At 65.3% G+C, this 20,584-nt stretch carries 18 protein-coding genes; 8 read left to right on the top strand and 10 right to left on the bottom strand.

Annotated elements, in window-relative coordinates; genetic code table 11:
- Positions 1–45: 45 nt before the first annotated feature.
- Together HMPREF3173_RS20860 and HMPREF3173_RS20855 are read right to left on the bottom strand one after the other, a co-directional pair.
- Complete coding sequence (locus tag HMPREF3173_RS20860; protein WP_070576290.1) at positions 46–1,020, bottom strand: 2-hydroxyacid dehydrogenase; 975 nt, start codon at positions 1,018–1,020, stop codon at positions 46–48.
- A gap of 110 nt (positions 1,021–1,130) precedes the next feature.
- Positions 1,131–2,072 (bottom strand): LysR family transcriptional regulator, encoded by a 942-nt coding sequence (locus HMPREF3173_RS20855; protein WP_043207389.1) that lies wholly within the window; start codon positions 2,070–2,072, stop codon positions 1,131–1,133.
- 180 nt (positions 2,073–2,252) lie between these two features.
- Here HMPREF3173_RS20855 and HMPREF3173_RS20850 point away from each other — a divergent pair, with 180 nt between their 5' ends.
- From HMPREF3173_RS20850 to HMPREF3173_RS20835, 4 genes are read left to right on the top strand one after another with little or no spacing between them, the layout of a single operon-like run.
- Positions 2,253–3,779, top strand: coding sequence for an efflux transporter outer membrane subunit (locus HMPREF3173_RS20850; RefSeq protein WP_070576287.1), 1,527 nt, complete (start codon positions 2,253–2,255; stop codon positions 3,777–3,779).
- Positions 3,776–5,953, top strand: a complete 2,178-nt coding sequence (locus tag HMPREF3173_RS20845) for an FUSC family protein (RefSeq protein WP_070576285.1) — start codon at positions 3,776–3,778, stop codon at positions 5,951–5,953. The genes HMPREF3173_RS20850 and HMPREF3173_RS20845 overlap by 4 nt, the downstream gene beginning before the upstream one ends.
- On the top strand, positions 5,943–6,143 hold the full coding sequence (locus HMPREF3173_RS20840) for a DUF1656 domain-containing protein (RefSeq protein WP_043207396.1): 201 nt from the start codon (positions 5,943–5,945) through the stop codon (positions 6,141–6,143). The genes HMPREF3173_RS20845 and HMPREF3173_RS20840 overlap by 11 nt, the downstream gene beginning before the upstream one ends.
- Positions 6,144–6,153: 10 nt before the next feature.
- Positions 6,154–7,014 carry an efflux RND transporter periplasmic adaptor subunit gene (locus HMPREF3173_RS20835; protein ID WP_070576282.1) on the top strand — a complete coding sequence of 287 codons (861 nt, stop codon included), beginning with the start codon at positions 6,154–6,156 and terminating at the stop codon, positions 7,012–7,014.
- Between the two features lie 80 nt (positions 7,015–7,094).
- Here HMPREF3173_RS20835 and HMPREF3173_RS20830 read toward each other — a convergent pair whose 3' ends face one another.
- Positions 7,095–7,544 carry a universal stress protein gene (locus HMPREF3173_RS20830; protein ID WP_070576279.1) on the bottom strand — a complete coding sequence of 150 codons (450 nt, stop codon included), beginning with the start codon at positions 7,542–7,544 and terminating at the stop codon, positions 7,095–7,097.
- A gap of 179 nt (positions 7,545–7,723) precedes the next feature.
- Here HMPREF3173_RS20830 and HMPREF3173_RS20825 point away from each other — a divergent pair, with 179 nt between their 5' ends.
- The 4 genes from HMPREF3173_RS20825 (at position 7,724) to HMPREF3173_RS20810 (ending at position 12,914) form a co-directional block, all read left to right on the top strand.
- A complete protein-coding gene (locus HMPREF3173_RS20825) occupies positions 7,724–8,632 on the top strand; it encodes a LysR family transcriptional regulator (protein ID WP_043207404.1) in 909 nt (302 codons plus the stop codon).
- Positions 8,633–8,847: 215 nt separating this feature from the next.
- Positions 8,848–10,389 carry an MFS transporter gene (locus HMPREF3173_RS20820; protein WP_070576276.1) on the top strand — a complete coding sequence of 514 codons (1,542 nt, stop codon included), beginning with the start codon at positions 8,848–8,850 and terminating at the stop codon, positions 10,387–10,389.
- Positions 10,390–10,416: 27 nt separating this feature from the next.
- Positions 10,417–11,478 (top strand): HlyD family secretion protein, encoded by a 1,062-nt coding sequence (locus HMPREF3173_RS20815; protein ID WP_070576274.1) that lies wholly within the window; start codon positions 10,417–10,419, stop codon positions 11,476–11,478.
- Positions 11,475–12,914: an efflux transporter outer membrane subunit gene (locus HMPREF3173_RS20810; protein ID WP_070576271.1), complete on the top strand. Its 1,440-nt coding sequence runs from the start codon at positions 11,475–11,477 to the stop codon at positions 12,912–12,914. Before HMPREF3173_RS20815 ends, HMPREF3173_RS20810 begins: the two co-directional genes overlap by 4 nt.
- 117 nt (positions 12,915–13,031) lie before the next feature.
- On the opposite strand, the gene HMPREF3173_RS20805 is transcribed toward HMPREF3173_RS20810, so the two are convergent.
- The 7 genes from HMPREF3173_RS20805 to HMPREF3173_RS20775 all read right to left on the bottom strand — a co-directional run bounded on the left by HMPREF3173_RS20805 (position 13,032) and on the right by HMPREF3173_RS20775 (position 20,577).
- Positions 13,032–13,856 (bottom strand): SDR family oxidoreductase, encoded by an 825-nt coding sequence (locus HMPREF3173_RS20805; protein ID WP_070576268.1) that lies wholly within the window; start codon positions 13,854–13,856, stop codon positions 13,032–13,034.
- Between the two features lie 90 nt (positions 13,857–13,946).
- On the bottom strand, positions 13,947–14,411 hold the full coding sequence (locus HMPREF3173_RS20800) for a hypothetical protein (protein ID WP_043207411.1): 465 nt from the start codon (positions 14,409–14,411) through the stop codon (positions 13,947–13,949).
- Positions 14,412–14,574: 163 nt separating this feature from the next.
- Entirely contained in the window at positions 14,575–16,029 is a 1,455-nt protein-coding gene (locus HMPREF3173_RS20795) for a mannose-1-phosphate guanylyltransferase/mannose-6-phosphate isomerase (protein ID WP_043207412.1), read from the bottom strand.
- Positions 16,030–16,062: 33 nt separating this feature from the next.
- A complete protein-coding gene (locus tag HMPREF3173_RS20790) occupies positions 16,063–16,710 on the bottom strand; it encodes an alginate O-acetyltransferase AlgF (RefSeq protein WP_043207413.1) in 648 nt (215 codons plus the stop codon).
- Positions 16,711–16,723: 13 nt separating this feature from the next.
- Positions 16,724–17,881: an alginate O-acetyltransferase gene (locus HMPREF3173_RS20785; RefSeq protein ID WP_043207414.1), complete on the bottom strand. Its 1,158-nt coding sequence runs from the start codon at positions 17,879–17,881 to the stop codon at positions 16,724–16,726.
- Positions 17,882–17,891: 10 nt separating this feature from the next.
- Positions 17,892–19,349 (bottom strand): MBOAT family O-acyltransferase, encoded by a 1,458-nt coding sequence (locus HMPREF3173_RS20780; protein WP_070576265.1) that lies wholly within the window; start codon positions 19,347–19,349, stop codon positions 17,892–17,894.
- A gap of 121 nt (positions 19,350–19,470) precedes the next feature.
- Positions 19,471–20,577 carry a mannuronate-specific alginate lyase gene (locus HMPREF3173_RS20775; RefSeq protein ID WP_070576261.1) on the bottom strand — a complete coding sequence of 369 codons (1,107 nt, stop codon included), beginning with the start codon at positions 20,575–20,577 and terminating at the stop codon, positions 19,471–19,473.
- Between the last annotated feature and the right edge of the window lie 7 nt (positions 20,578–20,584).

Here is a 20,584-nt window from a genome sequence, read left to right as displayed (position 1 = left end):
ACCTGCCGGAGCGGGTTTACCCGCGAATGCGTCCTGAAAGACGACTCAGCCCTTCCAGACCTGCGGGTTGACCAGGTCCCGAGGTCGCTCGCCCAACAGCGCCGCGCGCAGGTTGTCGATCGCCCGGTTGGCCATGGCTTCGCGGGTTTCAGCGGTGGCGGAACCCACGTGTGGCAGGGTCAGGGCATTGGGCAGTGTGAACAGCGGCGAGTCGGCCAGCGGCTCTTTCTCGTACACGTCCAGCCCGGCACCGCGAATCGTGCCGCTCTGCAGCGCCTCGACCAGCGCCGCCTCGTCCACTACCGGCCCGCGGGAGACGTTGACCAAAAAGGCGCTGGGCTTCATCAGTTTGAGCTCGCGGGCACCGATCAGCTTGCGCGTGGCCTCCGACAACGGCACCACCAGGCACACGAAGTCGGCTTCGGCCAGCAGTTGCTCCAGACTGCGGTACTGGGCTCCAAGCTCCTGTTCCAGCACGGGCTTGCGGTTGTTGCCGCTGTACAGCACTTGCATGTTGAAACCGAAGCGGCCACGCCGGGCGATGGCGGCGCCGATGTTGCCCAGACCGACGATGCCAAGGGTCTTGCCATGCACGTCGCTGCCGAAATGGGCTGGGCCAACGGTGGCTTGCCATTGGCCGGCCTTGGTCCAGGCGTCGAGCTCGGCGACCCGGCGCGCACAACCCATGACCAGGGCGAAGGCCAGGTCGGCGGTGCTTTCGGTGAGCACGTCGGGGGTGTTGGTCAGGGCGATGCCGCGCTCGTTGAAATAGTCCAGGTCGTAGTTGTCGTAGCCGACCGAGACGCTGGACACCACTTCCAGCTTGCCTGCGCCCTCCAGCTGCGCCCGGCCGAGCTTGCGACCGACGCCGATCAGGCCATGGGCCTGGGGCAGGGCTTCGTTGAACTGGGCGGCGATGTCACCGTGCTTGGGGTTGGGCACGATCACGTTGAAGTCTTGCTGCAGGCGTTCGGCCATGGCCGGGGTGATGCGGCTGAAGGCCAGGACGGTCTTTTTCATCGGGCTACTTCTCATGGCAAAAAGTTGAAAGCTACAAGCTTCACGCTTCGAGCGGCAAGAAAAGCCGGGCGGCGTGGGCCTGGTTTTTTCTTGCGGCTTGAAACTTGCGGTTAGCGACCGCTCTCGTGGATCTTCAGGTCCGCCTCGTGGGCGGCGAGGATCTCCGGCAGCGAGTTGCGCAGGTACTCGACCCAGGTCTTGATCTTCGCATCCAGGTACTGGCGCGAGGGGTAGATTGCGTAGAGATTCAGCTCCTGCAGACGGTAGTCGGGCATGATCCGCACGATGCTGCCGTCGCGCAGGCCGTCGATGGCCGAATAGATCGGCAGCACGCCCACCCCCATGCCGCTGCGGATCGCCGTCTTCATGGCGTCGGCCGAATTGACCTGGAACGGCGAGCTGGTGATGTTGACCACCTCCTGGCCTTCCGGACCGTCGAAAAGCCACTTCTCCAGCGGGATCACCGGGCTGACCATGCGCAGGCACGAATGCTTGAGCAGGTCGGATGGTTTGTGCGCGGTGCCGTGCTTGGCCACGTACTCGGGCGAGGCGCAGACGATGCTGTAGGTGATGCCCAGACGCTGGGAGACGAAGCCGGAGTCCGGCAACTCGCTGGCCAGCACGATGGACACGTCATAGCCCTCGTCGAGCAGGTCCGGTACGCGGTTGGCCATGGTCAGGTCGAAGGTCACGTCCGGGTGCGACTCACGGTAGCGGGCGATGGCATCGACCACGAAGTGCTGGCCGACGCCAGTCATCGAATGCACCTTCAACTGCCCGGCCGGGCGGGCGTGGGCATCGCTGGCTTCGGCCTCGGCTTCTTCGACGAAGGTCAGAATCTGTTCGCAGCGCATCAGGTAACGCTTGCCCGCCTCGGTCAGGGCGATGCGCCGGGTGGTGCGGTTGAGCAGCCGAGTTTGCAGATGGGCTTCCAGGTTGGAGACCGCCCGCGAGACGTTCGCGGTGGTCGTATCCAGTTGCGCCGCGGCGGCAGTGAAGCTGCCGAGTTGGGCTACGCAACTGAAAGCACGCATGTTTTGCAGGGTGTCCATGGGTCACTCTCAAGGTAGAGGACAAAATTGTGACATGAAGTAACCAAAACGGTCTTCAGACTAAAGCCGGATTATCACTGTTTTGGTAACAAAGATTCGCAGGAATATACGCTTATCGCCAGTGCGACCGCCCCCTAGAATTGCCCGGCCTCTTCACCTCATCCTCGGGAAATCGCAGCTGTGCCGCGTCGCATCATCAGAGCGCTGAATGCGCTCAGTGCCTGTGCCCTTAGCCTCACCTTGAGCGGCTGTATCGGAACCTGGGGCATCGCCCCGCAAAGCAAGACGCTGCAAGCCAACACCCTGACCACCGACGACGCGATCCGCGAAGCTGCCACCGACGCCCATTGGCCGGCGCAACAGTGGTGGCGTGCCTATGGCGACCCGCAGTTGGACCGCTGGGTCGAGCTGGCCCAGAGCGGCAGCCCGACCCTGGCCATGGCCGCGGCGCGGGTGCGCCAGGCCAAGTCCATGGCCGGTGTGATCGAGTCGGCGGAAAAGCTCCAAGCCAACGGCCAGGCCACCCTCAAGCGCCACAACTGGCCGGAAGATCAGTTCTATGGCCCTGGCGCGCTGTCCGGGGCCAACACCTGGGACAACAACGCCGCCATCGGTTTGAGCTACGCCCTGGACCTTTGGGGCCGTGAGCGCAATGCCAGCGAGCAGGCCGTGGACCAGGCGCACATGAGCGTTGCCGAAGCCCGCCAGGCCCAGCTAGAGCTACAGAACAACGTGGTGCGCGCCTACATCCAGTTGAGTCTGCACTTCGCCCAGCGCGATATCGTCCAGGCCGAGCTGGAGCAGCAGGAGCAGATCCTCGCCCTGGCCAAGCGGCGTCTGGACAGCGGCCTAGGCACGCACTTCGAGGTCAGCCAGGCCGAGGCCCCGTTGCCTGAAACCCATCGTCAGCTCGACAGCCTCAACGAAGAGATCGCCCTGACCCGCAACCAGTTGGCCGCCTTGGCTGGCAAGGGGCCGGGGGAGGGCGCGCAGATCCAACGCCCCACCCTGAGCCTCGGTGCACCGCTGAAGCTGCCATCGAACCTGCCCGCCGAACTGGTCGGCCAGCGCCCCGACGTGGTCGCCAGCCGCTGGCAGGTGGCGGCCCAGGCTCGTGGTATCGATGTCGCCCACGCCGGCTTCTTCCCCAATGTCGATCTGGTGGGCAGCTTGGGCTTCATGGCCACCGGCGGTGGCCCGCTGGAGTTTCTCACCGGGCGCAAGTTCAACTACAACGTAGGCCCGGCCATCAGCCTGCCGATCTTCGACGGCGGTCGCCTGCGCTCGCAATTGGGCGTGGCGTCGGCGGGCTATGACATGGCGGTGGCGCGTTACAACGAAACCGTGGTCGGTGCGCTGAAGAACATCTCCGACCAGCTGATCCGCCGCGAGTCGATGAAAGAGCAGTCGCACTTCGCCGCACAGGGCGTGGCCGCCGCGCAGAAGACCTATGACATTGCCATGGTCGCCTTCCAGCGCGGGCTGACCGATTACCTGAATGTGCTCAACGCCCAGACCCTGCTGTTCCGTCAGCAACAGATCCAACAGCAGGTCCAGGCCGCGCGCCTGAGCGCCCATGCCGAGCTGGTCACCGCCCTCGGTGGTGGGCTGCAGGCCGGCCAGGACGTACCGGACGAGCAACGCCAGGTGGCGCCGAAAACGCCTGCGACCCTGGCCATCTTCGACACGCCGAGCCACGCCGAATGAGCACATCGAGCCTGCCCCTGCGCTGGCTGCAGAGCCTGGAATGGCGCCGGGGCTTCTTTGCCTGGGCGCGCACCGACGGGGTGACCTGGGTCTACATCTTCAAGGTCCTGGCAGCCGCCTTCATCACCTTGTGGCTGGCCATGCGTCTGGAGCTGCCGCAACCACGCACGGCGATGATCACCGTGTTCATCGTCATGCAGCCACAGAGCGGGCATGTGTTCGCCAAAAGCTTCTACCGGGTGCTCGGCACCCTGGCGGGCTCGGCGATGATGGTCGCGCTGGTCGCGCTCTTTCCGCAGAACACCGAGCTGTTCCTGCCCAGCCTTGCGTTGTGGGTCGGCCTGTGTTCGGCCGGCGCCATGCGCTACCGCACCTTCCAGGCCTATGGTTTCGTGCTGGCCGGGTATACCGCGGCGATGATCGGCCTGCCGGTGTTGCAGCACCCCGACCAAGCGTTCATGGCGGCGGTGTGGCGGGTGCTGGAAATCTCCCTGGGGATCCTGGTGTCGACCCTGGTCAGCGCGGCGATCCTGCCCCAGTCGGCCAGCGCCGCCATGCGCAACGCCCTGTACCAACGCTTTGGCGTGTTCGCCGGGGTGGTGGTCGAGGCCCTGCGTGGCGACAGCCAGCCGGACCGCTACGAAAGCAGCAACGTGCGTTTCATCGCCGAGGCCGTGGGCCTGGAGAGTCTGCGCAACGTCACCGCCTTCGAAGACCCGCACATGCGCAGGCGCTCGGGCCGGCTGGTGCGCATGAACAGCGAGTTCATGGCCATCACCACCCGCTTCAACGCCCTGCACAGTCTGCTGGAGCGCCTGCGCGCCCGTGGGCCGTTGCAGATCGTCGGGGCCATCGAGCCGGGCCTGGCGACCCTTGCCGAATTGCTCGACCCCTATGTGGGCCGCGCCCTGACCGACGCCGATGCGCTGCGCCTGACCCTGGAGCTGGCAGCCTACAAGGAAGGCCTGCAAACCCAGGTGCGCGGCCTGCGGGCCGACTACCTCGAGACCGAGCCCAGCGAGTCGGACCTGCTCGACTTCCACACCGCCTTCGAGCTGCTGTACCGCTTCGTCGACGAGATGTACAGCTATGCCCAGACCCACGCCTCGCTCGCCGCCCACAGGCACGAGCGTGAACAGTGGGACGAGCCCTACGTGGCCCAGACCAGCTGGCTGGTGTCGCTGGCCGCCGGTGTGCGTGCCTCGGCGGTGCTGTTGCTGCTGGGCAGCTACTGGCTGCTCAGCGACTGGCCAAGCGGCGCCATGATGACGCTGATCGCGACAGTCACCGTGGGGCTGTCGGCTGCCTCGCCGAACCCCAAACGCATGTCGTTCCAGATGGCGTGCGGCACGATGATCGGTGCCTTCGTCGGCTTCTTCGAGACCTTCTTCGTCTTCCCCTGGATCGATGGCTTCCCATTGCTGTGCATGGTGCTGGCGCCGGTGTTCGTGCTCGGGGCGTTTCTGTCCTCGCGCCCGGCCTATGCTGGCTACGGGATCGGCCTGCTGGTGTTCTTCGCCATCGGATCGGTGCCGAACAACCTGACGGTGTACGACCCCTACGTGTTCATCAACGATTACATCGGCATGGTCATCGGCATGCTGGTCTGCGCCGCCGCCGGGGCCATCATCCTGCCGCCCAACAGCCGTTGGCTGTGGAGCCGCCTGGAGCAGGACCTGCGTGAGCAAGTGCTGTTCGCCATCACCGGTCGCCTGCGCGGACTGGGCTCGGCGTTCGAGAGCCGTACCCGCGACCTGCTGCACCAGGCCTACGGTTTGGCTGCCGGCCGGCCGCAGGTGCAGAGCGAGCTGATGCGCTGGATGTTCACTGTGCTGGAAATCGGCCACGCGATCATCGAGCTGCGCAAGGAACAGGTGCGCGCCCCGATCCACCCGGCCTATGCCGAAAGCCAGCCCTGGCGCCAGGCCATCCGCGTGATGGGCCGGGCCTTGGCGCGGCTGTTCCTGCAGCCCAACGCCAGCAACCACGAACGCGCCCTGGTGGCGGTGGACCATGCCATCAGCCGCGTGCAGGCCACCGACGAACCCTTCGCCCGGCACTTCGACACCTCGGTGTTGCGTCGGGTGCAGAGCTACCTGCATTTCATTCGTACGTCCCTGCTCGACCCCAAGTCGCCCCTGGCTCCGGCCAAAGGATTGCACCATGCCTCGTGAAATCGCCTTCCATGGCGTGTACATGCCCACCATGACCTTGATGTTCCTGTTCGCCGCAGGCCTGGCCTGGGGCCTGGACCGCTTCATCGCAAGCCATGACGGCTACCGCTTCTTCTGGCACCCGGCGCTGCTGCGCCTGTGCCTGTTCATCTGCCTCTTCGGCGCCATGGCGCTGTCTGTCTACTGGTGAGAATCCTTCGATGAAAAAATTCTTCAGCCTGATCGCCACCCTGCTGGTGCTGGCGGGCGCCGTGGTGATCGGTCGCCAGTTGTGGCTGCACTACATGACCACCCCCTGGACCCGGGACGGCCGGGTGCGCGCCGACATCATCAACGTCGCTGCTGACGTGCCGGGCTACGTGGTGAACGTGCCAGTCAAGGACAACCAACGCGTGAAGAAGGGGGACCTGCTGATCCAGATCGACCCCGAGCATTACCAGCTGGCGGTGGACCAGGCCAAGGCCCTGGTCGCCTCGCGCAAGGCCACGTGGGAGATGCGCAAGGTCAACGCCAAGCGCCGCGCCGACCTGGACAACCTGGTGATCTCCAAGGAGAACCGCGACGACGCCAGCAACATCGCAAGCGCCGCGCTGGCCGACTACCAGCAGGCCCAGGCCCAACTGGCGGCCGCCGAGCTCAACCTCAAGCGCACGCGGATCATTGCCACGGTCGATGGCTACGTCACCAACCTCAACATCCACAAGGGCGACTACGCCCGCACCGGCGAGGCGGTGATGGCGGTGGTGGATGAGAACTCGTTCTGGGTGTATGGCTTCTTCGAGGAGACCAAGCTGCCCCACGTGAAGGTGGGCGACCAGGCCGAACTGCAGATGATGAGCGGCGAGCGCATCAAGGGGCATGTGGAGAGCATCGCCCGCGGCATCTACGACCGCGACAACCCGCAGAGCCGCGAGCTGATCGCCGACGTGAACCCGACCTTCAACTGGGTGCGCCTGGCCCAGCGGGTGCCGGTGCGCATTCATATCGATCAAGTGCCGGTAGGCTTTTTGCTGGCGGCGGGGACCACCTGCACGGTGGTGGTCAAGCCGAGCGAGGGCTGATCCGAATTCGGCATTGGGGCTCCTGACGCATTCGCGGGTTCACCCGCGAATGCGTCGGTGGCAGCACCGAGCCCGTTGGCTTATCCCGCCGCCCCGACCAACACCGGAACCTGCACCCGGTCGATCACCTTCGCGCTGATCGATGGATCCAGCAGCCGCCCGAGTCGCGACAGATGGCGGTGGCCCATGATGATCAGTTCGCAATCCAGCGCCCTGGCCTTGTCGACGATGGCCTCGACGGGCTCTGCGGCGACCATGCAGCCATGGCTGCTGAAACCGGCCTTGCGCAATGCACGTACCGCCGTAGCCACGGCCTGGTCTGCCAGGTGCTGTTCTTCGCAGGCGGCCGGGTACTCCTGCTGTTCCTCTTCGGTGTAGGCCATCGGGTGATCGTGCACGGCGAAGGTCGTGTCGATGGCCAGCAGCACGTGCAGTTCATGCTCGCCGGGCCGGCAGTAACGCTGGGCGAGGTCGAGCAGGGCGCTGGTGGCAGGGGAGGCGTCGATGGCGATCAGGACCGGGCGGGGCATGGAGGTTCCTTCGGTTCGGTGGTGGCCTTGTTGCGGGTTCACCCGCGAAGCTGTGCGCACCATTCTTGATCGTCCACCGCGCTGGATAAATGGCCCACCACGCACGGGGACATTGCGCCAGACGCAATCATCCGGCCTGATAAGATGTCTTTTCCCACAGCTGTCACGGAAAACGGCCCATGCAATTGCCCGACATGAACCTGCTCGTCGCCCTCGATGCCCTGCTCGACGAGGGCAGTGTGGTCGGCGCGGCGCAGCGCATGAACCTGAGCCCCGCCGCCATGAGCCGCACCCTGGGGCGGATCCGCGATGCCCTGGGCGACCCGATCCTGGTGCGCGCTGGCCGTGGCCTGGTGCCCACGCCCCGGGCCCTGGCCCTGCGCGAGCAGGTCTCGGCCTTGGTGGAGCAGGCCGGGCAGGTGTTTCGCAGTGGCGATGAGGTGGACCTGCCGAACCTGGAGCGGGCCTTCAACATCCGCACCAACGACCTGTTCATCGCCTTGTACGGCGCTCAGCTGTTGCGCATGATGCACGAGCAGGCGCCGCGCACGGTGCTCAGGTTCGTGCCCGAGAGCCCGGGTGGCGATGACGACAGCGTGCTGCGCGACGGGCGCACCGATTTGATCATCAGCTCGACCGTGGAGTTGGGGCCGGAGATCAAGGTGCAGAGCCTGTTTCACACCGAATACATTGGTCTGGCGCGCCGCGATCATCCCATCTTCGACGCCCAGATCACCCCGCAGCGCTTTGCCGCCTACCCGCAGATCAGCGTGTCGCGACGCGGCCGAGCCAACGGGCCGATCGATGTGGAGCTGGCCAACTTCAAGGCTCAGCGGCGCGTGGCGCTGATCACCCCGAGCTTTCATTCGGCGATGTTCTCGCTGCCGGATTCCGACCTGATCCTGCCGATGCCGGCCAACATCCTCAACAGCGTGAACAAGCTGGGCCTGCCGCTGCGCTCGTTCCAGATCCCGCTGCCGCTGGAGCAGGTGACCGTCATGCAGGCCTGGCACCCGCGCTTTCAGAACGACCCGGCCCATCGTTGGTTGCGCCAGACGCTCAAGGCCTGTTGCAGCGTCGATCCCTGACGGGGCCATTCGCGGATCAATCGGAGCAACGAGCCCGCGATCACCGCAGATCCCTGCGGCAGCGGGTCATATGTGGTGCGCGGCGGCTTCCCCACTAACAGTTGTGTGGATTGCGTCTGGTGCAACATAAAACTGCCAATAAGTCAGTTTTCGTCAGCATTCGACCTTCTTAGACTTCCCTCCTGCCTTGAATTTGTTGCTGGAGATGTCTGTCCATGAGTTCCCTGTCCGCGCCTTCCGCCGTGCCTGTCGCCGCTCCGGCGCCTGCAGCACCAGCGCAGACGGCGTTCGGCCTGCGGGTGGTGGTCGGGCTGTTCGGCGTGTTGTTGGCGGTGCTCTGCGCCGGACTCAATGAGGCGGTGACGAAGATTTCCCTGGGCGACATCCGCGGCGCCATGGGCATCGGCGCCGATGAAGGCGCCTGGCTGCTGGCGGTGTATTCGGCCGCGTCGGTCTCGGCCATGGCCTTCGCGCCTTGGATGGCCGGCACCTTTTCCCTGCGCCGCTTCACGTTATGCGCGACCGGTCTATTCGCCGTGCTAGGCCTGGTCCAGCCCTTCGCACCCAACCTGCACAGCCTGATGCTGCTGCGCATCGTCCAGGGCCTGGCATCGGGGGCTTTACCGCCGATGCTGATGACCGTGGCGCTGCGCTTTCTGCCCCCGGGTATCAAGATCTACGGCCTGGCCTGCTATGCCCTGACCGCGACCTTCGGCCCCAACCTGGGCACGCCATTGGCGGGCTTGTGGACGGAATATGTCGGTTGGCAGTGGGCGTTCTGGCAGATCATCCTGCCGTCGGCTCTGGCCATGTTCTGCGTGGGCTGGGGCTTGCCCCAGGACCCGCTGCGTCTGGAGCGTTTCAAGCAATTCGACTGGCGGGGCGTGGTGCTCGGCCTGCCGGCCATCAGCTGCATCGTCCTGGGCTTGTCCCTGGGCGATCGTTGGGGCTGGTTCGATTCGCCGCTGATTTGTTGGCTGCTCGGTGGTGGCGTGCTGCTGCTGGTGCTGTTCATGTACAACGAATGGTCCGAGCCACTGCCGTTCTTCCAGCTGCGCCTGTTGACGCGGCGCAACCTGAGCTTTGCCCTGGTGACACTGGCCGGCGTGCTGATCGTGCTCTCGGGCGTGGGCAGCATCCCTTCGGCATACCTGGCGCAGATCCAGGGCTATCGTCCGGCGCAGACCAGCCCGTTGATGATGCTGGTGGCCATGCCGCAACTGATCGCCCTGCCGCTCACGGCAGCACTGTGCAACATCCGTGCGGTGGACTGCCGCTGGGTGCTGGCGCTGGGCCTGGGGATGCTGGCGGTCTCCTGCGTGGGCAGCAGCCTGCTGACCTCGCAATGGATCCGCGGCGATTTCTACCCCTTCTACCTGCTGCAGGTGTTCGGTCAGCCGATGTCGGTGCTGCCGCTGCTGATGCTCTCCACCAATGGCATGACGCCCCAGGAAGGCCCGTTCGCCTCCAGCTGGTTCAACACCGTCAAGGGGCTGGCCTCGGTGATCGCCACCGGGCTGCTGGACGCCCTGGGCACCGTGCGTCGGCATTTTCATTCCAACCATCTGGTGGACAGCCTGGGCAACGCGCCACTGGTCGATGACCAGGCGGCAGGCCTGGCCCGGCGCCTCCACGAACAAGCCCAAGTACTGACTTCGGCCGACCTGTACCTGGTCATGGCCGGTGTCGCCGTGGCCCTGATCTGCCTGATTCCTTTCGTGCCTACCCGGATCTTCCCACCGCGTGCGGTGGCCTGACGCCTGGATGAATTCGAGACTGTAGAAATGACCAACAACCGCAAGACACTCGTGATCGGCTCGGTGCTCGCCGTGGCCGTGCTGGCTGCCCTGGTGACCCCCTGGATGCTGGGCAGCGACCACCGGCAAAGCACCAACGATGCGTATGTGACCGCCGACTACACCGTAGTCGCGCCCAAGGTGCCAGGCTTCATCAAGGAAGTGCTGGTCGAAGACAACCAGCAAGTCACCGCCGGCCAGTTGCTGGCGACCATCGATGATCGCGACTACCGCGCGGCCCTCGACGCCGCCCAAGCCCAATTGCTGGTGGCCAAGGCGCAGAGCGCCGATGCCCGCGCCACCCTCGAGCGTCAGGCGTCGTTGATCGCCCAGGCCGAAGCGGCGGTGAAGGCCGCCCAGGCCGAAATGGCCTTTGCCGATCATGAAGTGACCCGCTACAGCCGCCTGGCAGAGCAGGGCGCCGGTACCGTGCAGAACGCCCAGCAGGCGCGCAGCCGTGTCGACCAGGCCCGCGCGCGTCTGGCCAACGCCCAGGCGGCGTTGGTCGCCACGCGCAAGCAGGTGGACATCCTCACGGCCCAGGTGGCGAGCGCCGAGGGCCAGCTCAAGCGTGCCGAGGCTGGCGTTGAGAAAGCCCAGTTGGATCTGTCCTACACCCGCATCACCGCGCCGGTGGATGGCATGGTCGGCGAGCGTGCCCTGCGCATCGGTGCGTACGTCAATCCGGGCGCGCGTCTGCTCTCGGTGGTGCCGCTGCAGCAGGCCTATGTGGTGGGCAACTTCCAGGAAACCCAGCTCACTCACGTGCAGCCGGGCCAGCCGGTGAGCATCAGTGTCGATACCTTTTCCGGCGAGAAACTGCACGGCCATGTGCAGAGCATCGCCCCGGCCACCGGCGTCACCTTCGCCGCGGTCAAGCCAGACAATGCCACCGGCAACTTCACCAAGGTGGTGCAGCGGATTCCGGTGAAGATCGTCTTCGATGATGGCCAGCCACTGCTCGAGCGCCTGCGCGTGGGCATGTCGGTGGTGGCGACGATCGACACCCACGGCGACACCCTCGATGGCAAAGCGGTGAGCGCGCGATGAAGGCGGTAACACGCATTAGCCCACTGCTGTTGGCGGTGATGCTCGCCGGCTGCACCCTCGGGCCGGATTTCAAGCGCCCCGACAGCCAGGCGCCCCAGGCCTGGGCGCAGGTGCAAGGCGAGGCGGCGGCGAGTCAGCCGACCGCCGAGCCGCTGGAACTGCGCTGGTGGGACAGCTTCCACGATGCCCGCCTGAGCGCGCTGATCCAGCGCGTCGCCGAACGTAACCTGGACCTGCAGATGGCCACTGCGCGCCTGCTGCAAAGCCGCGCCTTGCGCAGCACCGTGGCGGCCGACGAGGTGCCTTCGGTGGACGTGAGCGCCGGCTACAGCCGCGCGCGCAACAGCGCCGAAGGCCTGAGCGACCCGTCCGGCAAGGCGGGCAAGTCCGCCTTCAACCTATGGCAGGGCGATCTGGTCGCAGGCTGGGAGCTGGACCTGTGGGGACGGGTACGTCGCCAGGTCGAGGCGGCCGATGCTTCGGTGCAAGTGGCCGAGAACGACCGGCGCGGCGTACTGCTGGCGCTGTTGTCCGAAACGGCAGGTGATTACATCCAGTTGCGCGCGGTGCAGCACACCCTGGAAGTCACCCAGGACAACCTCAAGGTCGCCCGGCACAGCCTCAAGCTGTCCCAGGAGCGTCAGGCCGAAGGCGTCGCCACGCGCCTGGACGTGGCCCAGGCCAGCGCCCAGGTGGCGTCGATCGAGGCGCGTTTGCCCACGCTGGAGGCTCGCCGCGACGACCTGATCAACGCCCTGAGCCTGCTCGCCGCGCAACCTCCGCGCAGCCTGCAAAGCGAGTTGCTGACCCCTGGCGATTTGCCGACGCCGCAGCAGCGCTTTGCCATCGGCCTGCCGTCAGAGCTCGCCGAGCGACGTCCTGACATCCGCCAGGCCGAGGCGCGGCTGCACGCGGCCACCGCCAGCATCGGCGTGGCCAAGGCCGACTTCTACCCGAGCATTCGGCTCTCGGGCAACGTGGGCTTGCAGGCCATGCAGTTGTCTGACTTCGGTGCGTGGGATGCCCGGCGTTTCGCCTTCGGCCCGCAGTTGTCGTTGCCGATCTTCGAAGGCGGGCGCTTGAAGGGCACGCTCGAGCTGCGTGAGGCGCAGCAGCAGGAGGCGGCGCTCAACTACCGCAAGGTGGTGCTGGGTGCCTGGCACGAGATCGACGATGTGCTGCGGTTGTACAACGCCAGCCAGTTGCGTCGCGATCATCTGGCCGAGGCGGTGAGACAGAACCGCGTCGCGCTGGAGACGGCCCAGCGACAGTACGTGGAAGGGGCGGTGGACTTTCTCAATGTGCTGACCGTGCAGAGCGCGCTGCTGGCCAGCGAGGAGCAGTGGATCGACAGTTCGGCGGCAGTGTCCCAGGCGTTGGTGGGGTTGTACAAAGCCCTGGGCGGCGGCTGGCAGGCGTTCGATGAGAAGGTGTAAGAGGCCGCTATGCGCGGCCCGTCCCAGGCTTTGCCAGCGCCCACGGGTACTGCGTGGCTTTCAAGGGTCGCAGGGAACCTGGGGGCGGGGGGTAGCCGCGAAAGGCGCTGCGCCGTATCAGAGTGGGCGCAGCAACCCGAAGCGTTTGCGCAGCACCTTGTCCAGCAAGCGCCGGGGCAGCAGCCGGGCCAGCAGTGGCAGGGCCTTGCTGCCATTGCCCAGGCGTACCACGGCAGGCGTCGGGTGCTTGCGGGTCGCTGCCAGCAGCCCTTGGGCAAACACCGCGGCTGGCGTGGGTTTGTCCTGGGAAGCTCGGGCCCGCGCCTGGATGTAATCGCGCAACGGCCACCACGGCGAATCCGCCGCCAGCACGCCTTCGGCTTCACGCTGGGCGTTATCGGCGAACTGCGAGGCGATGGCTCCGGGCTGCACTTCCATCACGCGAATGCCGAACGGCGCGAGCTCCAGACGCAGGGCATCGCTCAGGGCATTCACGGCCGCCTTGGAGGCGCAGTAGGCGCCAGCGAACGGGGTGACCAGCACACCCGACACACTGCCGATGTTCACCACCAGGCCCCGGTTGCGACGCAGCAGCGGGAACAGCGCGCGGGTGACCCCGACCACGGCAAAGACATTGGTCTCGAACTGCTGGCGCATGGCTTCGACGCCACCGTCGAGCAGGGGCCCCATGGCGCCGTAGCCGGCGTTGTTGATGAGGATGTCCAGGCCACCGTGGCGGTCCTGCAGCTCGTCGGCCAGACGCGCCAGGTCATCGGGGTGAGTGACATCCAACTGCCGCGCCGCAAAGCCTGCGGCGGCCAGTCGTTCGACATCCTCGGGCTTGCGGGCGGTGGCCCACACGTGGTGGCCGGCATCGCGGAAGGCGTCGGCCAGGGCGCGGCCGATGCCGCTGGAACAACCGGTGATCAGGACGGTGGGCATGGGTTCAGGCCTGTTGGCAGAGGGAAGGGGTATGAACTTGTGTCGGCTCCGTCGCGGGTTACCCGCGAACGGCTCGACACCGGCAACACATTAGTTGGCGAATGTACCTTGCAGATGCTCGGCACGAAATTCCAGTGTCTGTGGCCGGTACCCACTGCGCAGCGGCGGCAGGGGCAGGCAGTCGGTCCATTCGGCGCCCGGTTGCAGCTCGCCGGGGCCTCGGTAGCGCGGGGCGTTGTAGGTGTTCTCGGCCAGGTTGACGGTGTCGCCTGGGGCATAGGCGGCGACGCGCCAGCGCAGTTCGGTGAGGGGCACTGAATTGCCGTTCTTCATGTGCACCTGCAAGGTGCGGTCGGCAGGGCACTTGTCGGGGGCATAGCTCAGGCGCAGGTCCAGGCGCGCCAGCTGCGAGGCTTCGCGACTGTCCTGCCACACCACCCCGAGTGCCACCAACCCGAGGCCGAACACCGCCGCCAGGGATATCGGCAAGGCCTTGGCCGGGTAGCGCAGCAGCAGAACCAGCCAGGTGAGGATGAGCAGGGCGCCAATGAGCATGTCGTCCAAATTCCGTTTCGAGGATTTGGGTATCTTGGAGTTGCGAGCTTCAAGCTTCAAGCGGCAAGCCACAAGAAAAAAAGCAGGGCGGTGGTGAATCCGAATGGTCGGTTCACTGCCGCCCTGCTTTTTTCTTGCAGTTTGCCGCTAGCGGCTAGCCGCTCTACTGCGCAATGGTCTTGATCGAGATGCCGCGCTCCACTGGCGTCGAGGTGCGGCCATAGACATCTTCGAAGCGCTCGATGTCATCTTCGCCCAGGTAGCTGCCGGACTGTACTTCGATGATCTCCAACGGGATCTTGCCTGGGTTGCGCAGGCGGTGGACCGAGGCGATGGGGATGTAGGTCGACTGGTTCTCGGTGAGCAGGAACACGTTCTCGTCGCAGGTCACCTCGGCGGTGCCGGACACCACGATCCAGTGTTCGGCGCGGTGGTGGTGCATCTGCAGCGACAGGCTCGCGCCCGGCTTGACGGTGATGTGCTTGACCTGGAAGCGTCCGCCCATGTCCACCGAATCGTACGAGCCCCACGGGCGGTATACCTCCAGGTGGTTCTGGGTCTCGCTGCGGCCTTGCTGGTCAAGGGTGTTGACCAGTTGCTTGACGCCTTGGACCTTGTCTTTGTGGGCGATCATCATGGCGTCCTTGGTCTCGACCACCACGATGTTCTCCAGGCCGATCACCGACACCAGCTTGCCATTGCCGTGGATCATGCAGTTGTGGCTGTCTTGCACCACCACGTCGCCCTTGGTGACGTTGCCGTTGTCGTCTTTCTCGTGCACTTCCCACAGCGACGACCAGCAACCCACGTCGCTCCAGCCGGCCGACAGCGGTACCACGCAGGCCCGCTGGGTCTTTTCCATCACCGCGTAGTCGATGGAGTTGTCCGGGCAGCAGGCGAAGGTCGCAGCGTCGATGCTCAGCACGTCGCTTTGTTCGTCGCTGCGCTCCAGGGCCAGCAGGCAGGTGTCGTAGATGTCCGGGTCGTGCTTTTTCAGCTCTTCGAGGAAGCGGCTGGCGCGGAACAGGAACATGCCGCTGTTCCAGAAGTAACCGCCGGCGCGGACGAACTCGTTGGCGCGCTTCTCGTCGGGCTTCTCGACGAACTGCGCCACGCGCGCCACGCCTTCGGGCAGCAGGGCATCCTGGCTGGAGCGGATATAGCCATAACCGGTTTCAGGCTTGGTCGCCGGCACACCGAACAGCACCATCTCGCCGCGCTCGGCGGCCACGGTGGCCAAGGCCAGGGCGCGTTGCAGGGCCTTCTGGTCCTCGATCACATGGTCGGCCGGCAGGACCAGCATCAGCTCGTCGCGGCCTTCGTTGACCAGCTTCATCGCGGTGATGGCCACCGCAGGCGCGGTGTTGCGACCGAAGGGCTCCATGAGGATGCCCTGGGTCTGCAAGTTGAGTGCGGCCAGTTGCTCCTGGACGATGAACTTGTGGTCCTTGTTGCAGACCACGATCGGGCTGTCCATGCCTTCGAACACCAGGCGCTCCAGGGTTTGCTGGAACAGGGTGTGCTCACCGGTCAGGGCCAGGAACTGCTTGGGGAACTGCTTGCGCGACAGAGGCCACAGACGCGAACCGCTACCACCAGAAAGAATTACCGGAATCATGATGTTTCTCCAAAAGGTCGATAGGGGTTTGAATCAGTTGCTGGCAACGGGACGGGTGACCCAGACCGGCGACAGGTTGCTGCCGGAACCTGTGACATAGAGCACCGCGGCTTCACCGCGCTCGAGGGCGACCGGCTTGAGGTCGCTGACTTTCTTGTCGCCTTCGTAGAGGGCCAGGCTGACCTTGACCGGGTTGATCTCGCGCTCGCCACGGCCTTTGGCGGCCACAGGCTTGACCACTTCGGTCTTGCCGTCGGCAGTCTTGAGGGTCAGCGACTGGTCGCTCAGGTTCTGCACGCGCACCAGGGCTTTCTGCTTGTTCTTGAACGGTGGTTCTTCGATCAGTTGCGGGCTGCCGCCGGCGTTGTTGACCAAGGTGTAGTACTTGTCCGCGGCCAGTTTGACCGGGACGCTCTTGCCGCCGACCTGGGCGGTGTAGTCACCTCCGGGCAGGAAGCTGAAGTCGCTGCTGGCCTGGGCGCCGACCGGCTTGATCTGGGTGTTGCCCACCGACGCCGCGGCAGGGCTGGAGGAGGCGTTGTACAGGCGCACGAAGGTCGAGCCTTTTGGCGCACTTGGGCCATAGAGCGCCGCATCGGCGCCGGCCAGGGCCTGCAGCGAGAGTAGGGACAGGCCCGCAGCGAGGGTGAAGGCTTTAGCGAAGGAAGGTTTGTTGGTCATGTTGATGTCCTCTTCAGTGAACCGTCCGATTGGACGACAGGGCCAGGTTTTCTTCGGTCTTGCGGGTGTTCTTCAGCTGGGCGATCCAGGTCGGATCGAAGGCGCTGAGGTCGTTCTTCATTGGCAGATAACGTTCGGGGAATTCCCACACCACCACTTGCGGGGGAGCGTCCTTGAAGGCGTCGCTCTGCAGGTACTTGAGCATTGGCAGCAGGGGGCCATGGCCGTCTTCGGCGTAGTTGGCCACGTCGCTGCGCAAGGCTTGCTGCAGGGCGCCGAGGAAGTTCCAGTGCGGGTTGGCGCTGTAGCTGGTGCCGACCAGCGCCACCGGGATCCGGGTTTCGGCGAACAGGGCATCGCCTGCTTCACCTTCGGCCTCGACCGGGCGGGTGCTGCGTTGCTGCAGGTTGTCCGGTGAGGGCAACAGGTTGCTGAACAGTGGGTCCAGCGGCAGGAAGTTGGTCAGGTCGCCCTTGTAGGGGCTGGTGGCGCCGGCTTCGGTGATGAATGCCTGCGGGTCGCCATTGAGCAGGCTCTGGCGCGACACCGCCTCGGCCAGGGCCTGGGCCGCGACCTCGGCACCCATGGGCGTCCAGTGGGTGTCGGTGCGCAGGAACACCTGGCCACGGGCCTTGGCCTGCTCCAGGGGCGCGAGCAGATCCGGAGCGAAGACACCGGCCTGGCGGGCCTGGGCGTGGAACTGGTTGTACAGGTTCTCGTGCAGGCTGGCCGGCTGGTCCTTGCCCAGGTACTCGGAATAGATCCGCGCCTTGGCCGGGACGATCGCCAGCACCAGCTGCGTGCCCTGGCGCTGCAGGGTGTCGCGCACGCCACGGATCAGCGCCAGGTTCTCCTGCATCAGTTGCTCAGCGCCGGCGGTGGGCTTGAACTCCTCATCGCTGAACAGCCACTGCTCGCGGCCCAGCACGACGCCCGGGCGGCCTTCGTTGAACAGCTTGTAGTCCAACGCCGCCCACAGGTTGGTGCCGATGCGTTTGATCGGGAACTGCTCGTCGTAGTGGGTCTCGGCGGCCTTGGCCAGCTTGCCGTTGAGCAGGGTCATCTGCTCGGTGCGGTTGAAGCTTTCAAGGCCGCCCACCGACCAGGCGCCAAGCCCGGTCAGCAGGCCCAGGAACGACAGGGAGTAGGTGATGCGTAGTGTCCGGTTCATGGTCCTGTCCTCAGAACTGGAAGTAGAGGAACGGCGAGTAGCTCTGCGCCGAGAGCTTGAGCACCGAGGCAACGAACAGCAGCAGGACCAGGGCGCGGGTCATGACGCGGGTCCAGTCCAGGCCCACGGAACCGTCGGCGTTGATCTGCACCGGGGTGGCCTTGGGCGTGGGCTTGGCGTTGCGGTAGAAGTCGCGCAGGCCGAACACCGCCAAGGTGACGTAGGCGACCACCAAGGTCGCGACCTGCAGGCCGGTGAGCTGGGCGCGGTTGAGTTCCGACAACTGCCACTCACCGAAGCTGAACATGGCGCCGTACATGCGGCCGGCCACGTGCAGGTTCTCGGCGCGGAAGATCACCCAGCCAACCACCACCAGCAGGAAGGTGAACGCCCACTTGATCGGGTTGAAGCGCTGCGGGTTGGTGTCGATGCCCAGGGCGCGCTCGATGGCCAGCCAGGTGCCATGCCAGGCGCCCCAGATGATGTAGGTGAAGTTGGCGCCGTGCCAAAGCCCGCCCAGCAGCATGGTCAGGAACAGGTTGCGGTAGGTATTGAAGGTGCCTTTGCGGTTGCCACCCAGGGTGATGTAGAGGTAATCACGCAGCCAGGTCGACAAGCTGATGTGCCAGCGCCGCCAGAACTCGGTGATCGACTGGCTGATGTACGGCTGCTTGAAGTTCTCCATGAAGCGAAAGCCCATCATCAAGCCCAGGCCGATGGCCATGTCGCTGTAGCCGGAGAAATCGAAGTACAGCTGCGCGGTGTAGGCCAGTGCGCCCAGCCAGGCATCGCCCGTGGTCGGGTTCTGCAGGGCGAAGCAGTGGTCGGCGACCACCGCCAGGGTATCGGCGATGAACACTTTCTTGATGAAGCCCTGCATGAAGCGGGTGCAGCCTTCGGAGAACTTGTCCAGGGTGTGGGTGCGGTTGTTGAACTGGTCGACCAGGTCCTTGAAACGCAGCACGGGGCCGGCGATCAGGTGCGGGAAGATCGCCACGAATGCCGCGAAGTCGATCAGGTTGCGCGTGGCCGGTGTGTCGCCGCGGTACACGTCGATGATGTAGCTGATCGACTCGAAGATGTAGAACGAGATACCGATCGGCAACAGCACATGGGTGAGGATGAACGGTTCCAGGCCGAACGACGTGATGATCGCGTTGAGGCTCTCGACGCCGAAGTTGGCGTACTTGAAGTAGCCCAGAATCGCCAGGTCGACTGCCACACCCAGCAGCAGCCAGCGTTGGGCCGGCTTGGTACGCACGCCTGCGGCGCCGACTTTGAGGCCGATCCAGTAGTTCCACAGGGTGACACCGGCGAACAGTGCCAGGAAGTCCACCCGCCACCAGGCATAGAAGATGTAGCTGGCGATCAGCAGCAGCAGGTTGCGATAGCGTTGCCCGCTCAAGTAATACAGGCCGAGGAAGATCGGCAAGAACAGGAACAGGAACACGTTGGACGAGAAGACCATCCCGGTTCTCCTTTTTGTTCACAGCATCCGGGGCACAGCGCCCCCCAAACCCCCCACTCGAAAGTGGGAGATACCTAGGCCCTGTGGGAGCGGGTTCACCCGCTTCCCACAGGGTGTCGTGTCACTTCTTGCTCTCTGCGCTCGGGTCGTAGACCCGGGTCAGGTCTCCGCCTAAGCGGAAACTGTTGAACGGCTGCATGCCGCGCTTGCGCTGGAGGGTGTCGCCACTGCACGCATAGAGGCTGCAGTAGGGCTCCATCCACGAATACTTGCTGTCGATCTTCAGGTCGTGCATGTCCTGTTTCTCGCCGTTGCGGCTCTTGAACGCGCTCGGGTCCTTCGACCCGCTGAGCACTCGTTGCGCCAAGCGCTGCAAGGCGTTGTTGTTCTCGCCACGCACGTCCACGCCGTTGACCTGGGCAAAGCTTGCGATCATCGCCAGCGGCGGCAGGGCGTAGTTGTGGTAGGCCAGGGCTCGCTGCTTGCGCTTGAGCTCGTTGGGCAAAAAGCCCTGCTCGTCCACCTGGTTGGCGCCGACCTTGTATTCCTTCACCGCCCAGTCGAACAGGTCGCGCCGGTCGGTCGCCACGGCAGTGGCCATCACCGACCAGGCCGCCCAGTAGCTGTGGTTGTTGATCTTTTCCAGCGGCAGGTCGCTCCAATCGCGCACGGTCTGTTCGGCCAGGCGCGCCAGCCATTTCTCGATCAGCTCGGCCTCGGCCTGGTGCGCGGCCAACGGCTGGGAGTTGGAGAACTTAAGGCGCAGCCACGAGCCGCTCATGCTGCCCAGCGCCCATTTGCGCATCGACTTGCCGGTGTGGTTGTAGTCGGTGGACGCCAGCGCATCGGCCCGCGCCCAGGTACCCAGCCAGGCCAGGGCGCAGTCGAGCTGGGCCGGGCGGCCATCGCGCATGTACTGGCCGACCATCTTGCTGACGCCACGCTCGAGGGTGGTGATGTCCTCGGTGGACTGGCGGAAGGCCTTTTCGGACGCCTTGTTCAGGGTCGCACGGGCACCGTCGGAGCCTTCGTACTTGCTGCGAAACTGCAGGGGGCCGGTGTAGGGCTTGGGCGCCGGTTCGCAGCGGAAGTTGCCGTCGCCTTTCTTGAGCTTCTCGATGCCTGCGTAGTAGCCCTGTGGCGGCACCAGGCTGCCGGCCTGCGCGGCCGGGCCGAACAGGGCCAGGGCGAGCAGGGCAGGTGCGGTGATTGTGCGCAATGGGTTCATGGTCGCC

The sequence above is a fragment of the Pseudomonas sp. HMSC08G10 genome, assembly GCF_001808425.1.
In the GTDB taxonomy this organism is placed as follows: domain Bacteria; phylum Pseudomonadota; class Gammaproteobacteria; order Pseudomonadales; family Pseudomonadaceae; genus Aquipseudomonas; species Aquipseudomonas guariconensis.
This window is presented reverse-complemented; position numbering and strand designations above follow the sequence as displayed.

Coding starts and splice junctions, on each gene's coding strand:
- HMPREF3173_RS20845 (WP_070576285.1), top strand. CDS start 3,776: ATGAGCACATCGAGCCTGCCCCTGCGCTGGCTGCAGAGCCTGGAATGG.
- HMPREF3173_RS20840 (WP_043207396.1), top strand. CDS start 5,943: ATGCCTCGTGAAATCGCCTTCCATGGCGTGTACATGCCCACCATGACC.
- HMPREF3173_RS20775 (WP_070576261.1), bottom strand. CDS start 20,577: ATGAACCCATTGCGCACAATCACCGCACCTGCCCTGCTCGCCCTGGCC.
- HMPREF3173_RS20835 (WP_070576282.1), top strand. CDS start 6,154: ATGAAAAAATTCTTCAGCCTGATCGCCACCCTGCTGGTGCTGGCGGGC.
- HMPREF3173_RS20855 (WP_043207389.1), bottom strand. CDS start 2,072: ATGGACACCCTGCAAAACATGCGTGCTTTCAGTTGCGTAGCCCAACTC.
- HMPREF3173_RS20805 (WP_070576268.1), bottom strand. CDS start 13,856: ATGCCCACCGTCCTGATCACCGGTTGTTCCAGCGGCATCGGCCGCGCC.
- HMPREF3173_RS20815 (WP_070576274.1), top strand. CDS start 10,417: ATGACCAACAACCGCAAGACACTCGTGATCGGCTCGGTGCTCGCCGTG.
- HMPREF3173_RS20790 (WP_043207413.1), bottom strand. CDS start 16,710: ATGACCAACAAACCTTCCTTCGCTAAAGCCTTCACCCTCGCTGCGGGC.
- HMPREF3173_RS20820 (WP_070576276.1), top strand. CDS start 8,848: ATGAGTTCCCTGTCCGCGCCTTCCGCCGTGCCTGTCGCCGCTCCGGCG.
- HMPREF3173_RS20780 (WP_070576265.1), bottom strand. CDS start 19,349: ATGGTCTTCTCGTCCAACGTGTTCCTGTTCCTGTTCTTGCCGATCTTC.
- HMPREF3173_RS20785 (WP_043207414.1), bottom strand. CDS start 17,881: ATGAACCGGACACTACGCATCACCTACTCCCTGTCGTTCCTGGGCCTG.
- HMPREF3173_RS20800 (WP_043207411.1), bottom strand. CDS start 14,411: ATGCTCATTGGCGCCCTGCTCATCCTCACCTGGCTGGTTCTGCTGCTG.
- HMPREF3173_RS20860 (WP_070576290.1), bottom strand. CDS start 1,020: ATGAAAAAGACCGTCCTGGCCTTCAGCCGCATCACCCCGGCCATGGCC.
- HMPREF3173_RS20825 (WP_043207404.1), top strand. CDS start 7,724: ATGCAATTGCCCGACATGAACCTGCTCGTCGCCCTCGATGCCCTGCTC.
- HMPREF3173_RS20830 (WP_070576279.1), bottom strand. CDS start 7,544: ATGCCCCGCCCGGTCCTGATCGCCATCGACGCCTCCCCTGCCACCAGC.
- HMPREF3173_RS20810 (WP_070576271.1), top strand. CDS start 11,475: ATGAAGGCGGTAACACGCATTAGCCCACTGCTGTTGGCGGTGATGCTC.
- HMPREF3173_RS20795 (WP_043207412.1), bottom strand. CDS start 16,029: ATGATTCCGGTAATTCTTTCTGGTGGTAGCGGTTCGCGTCTGTGGCCT.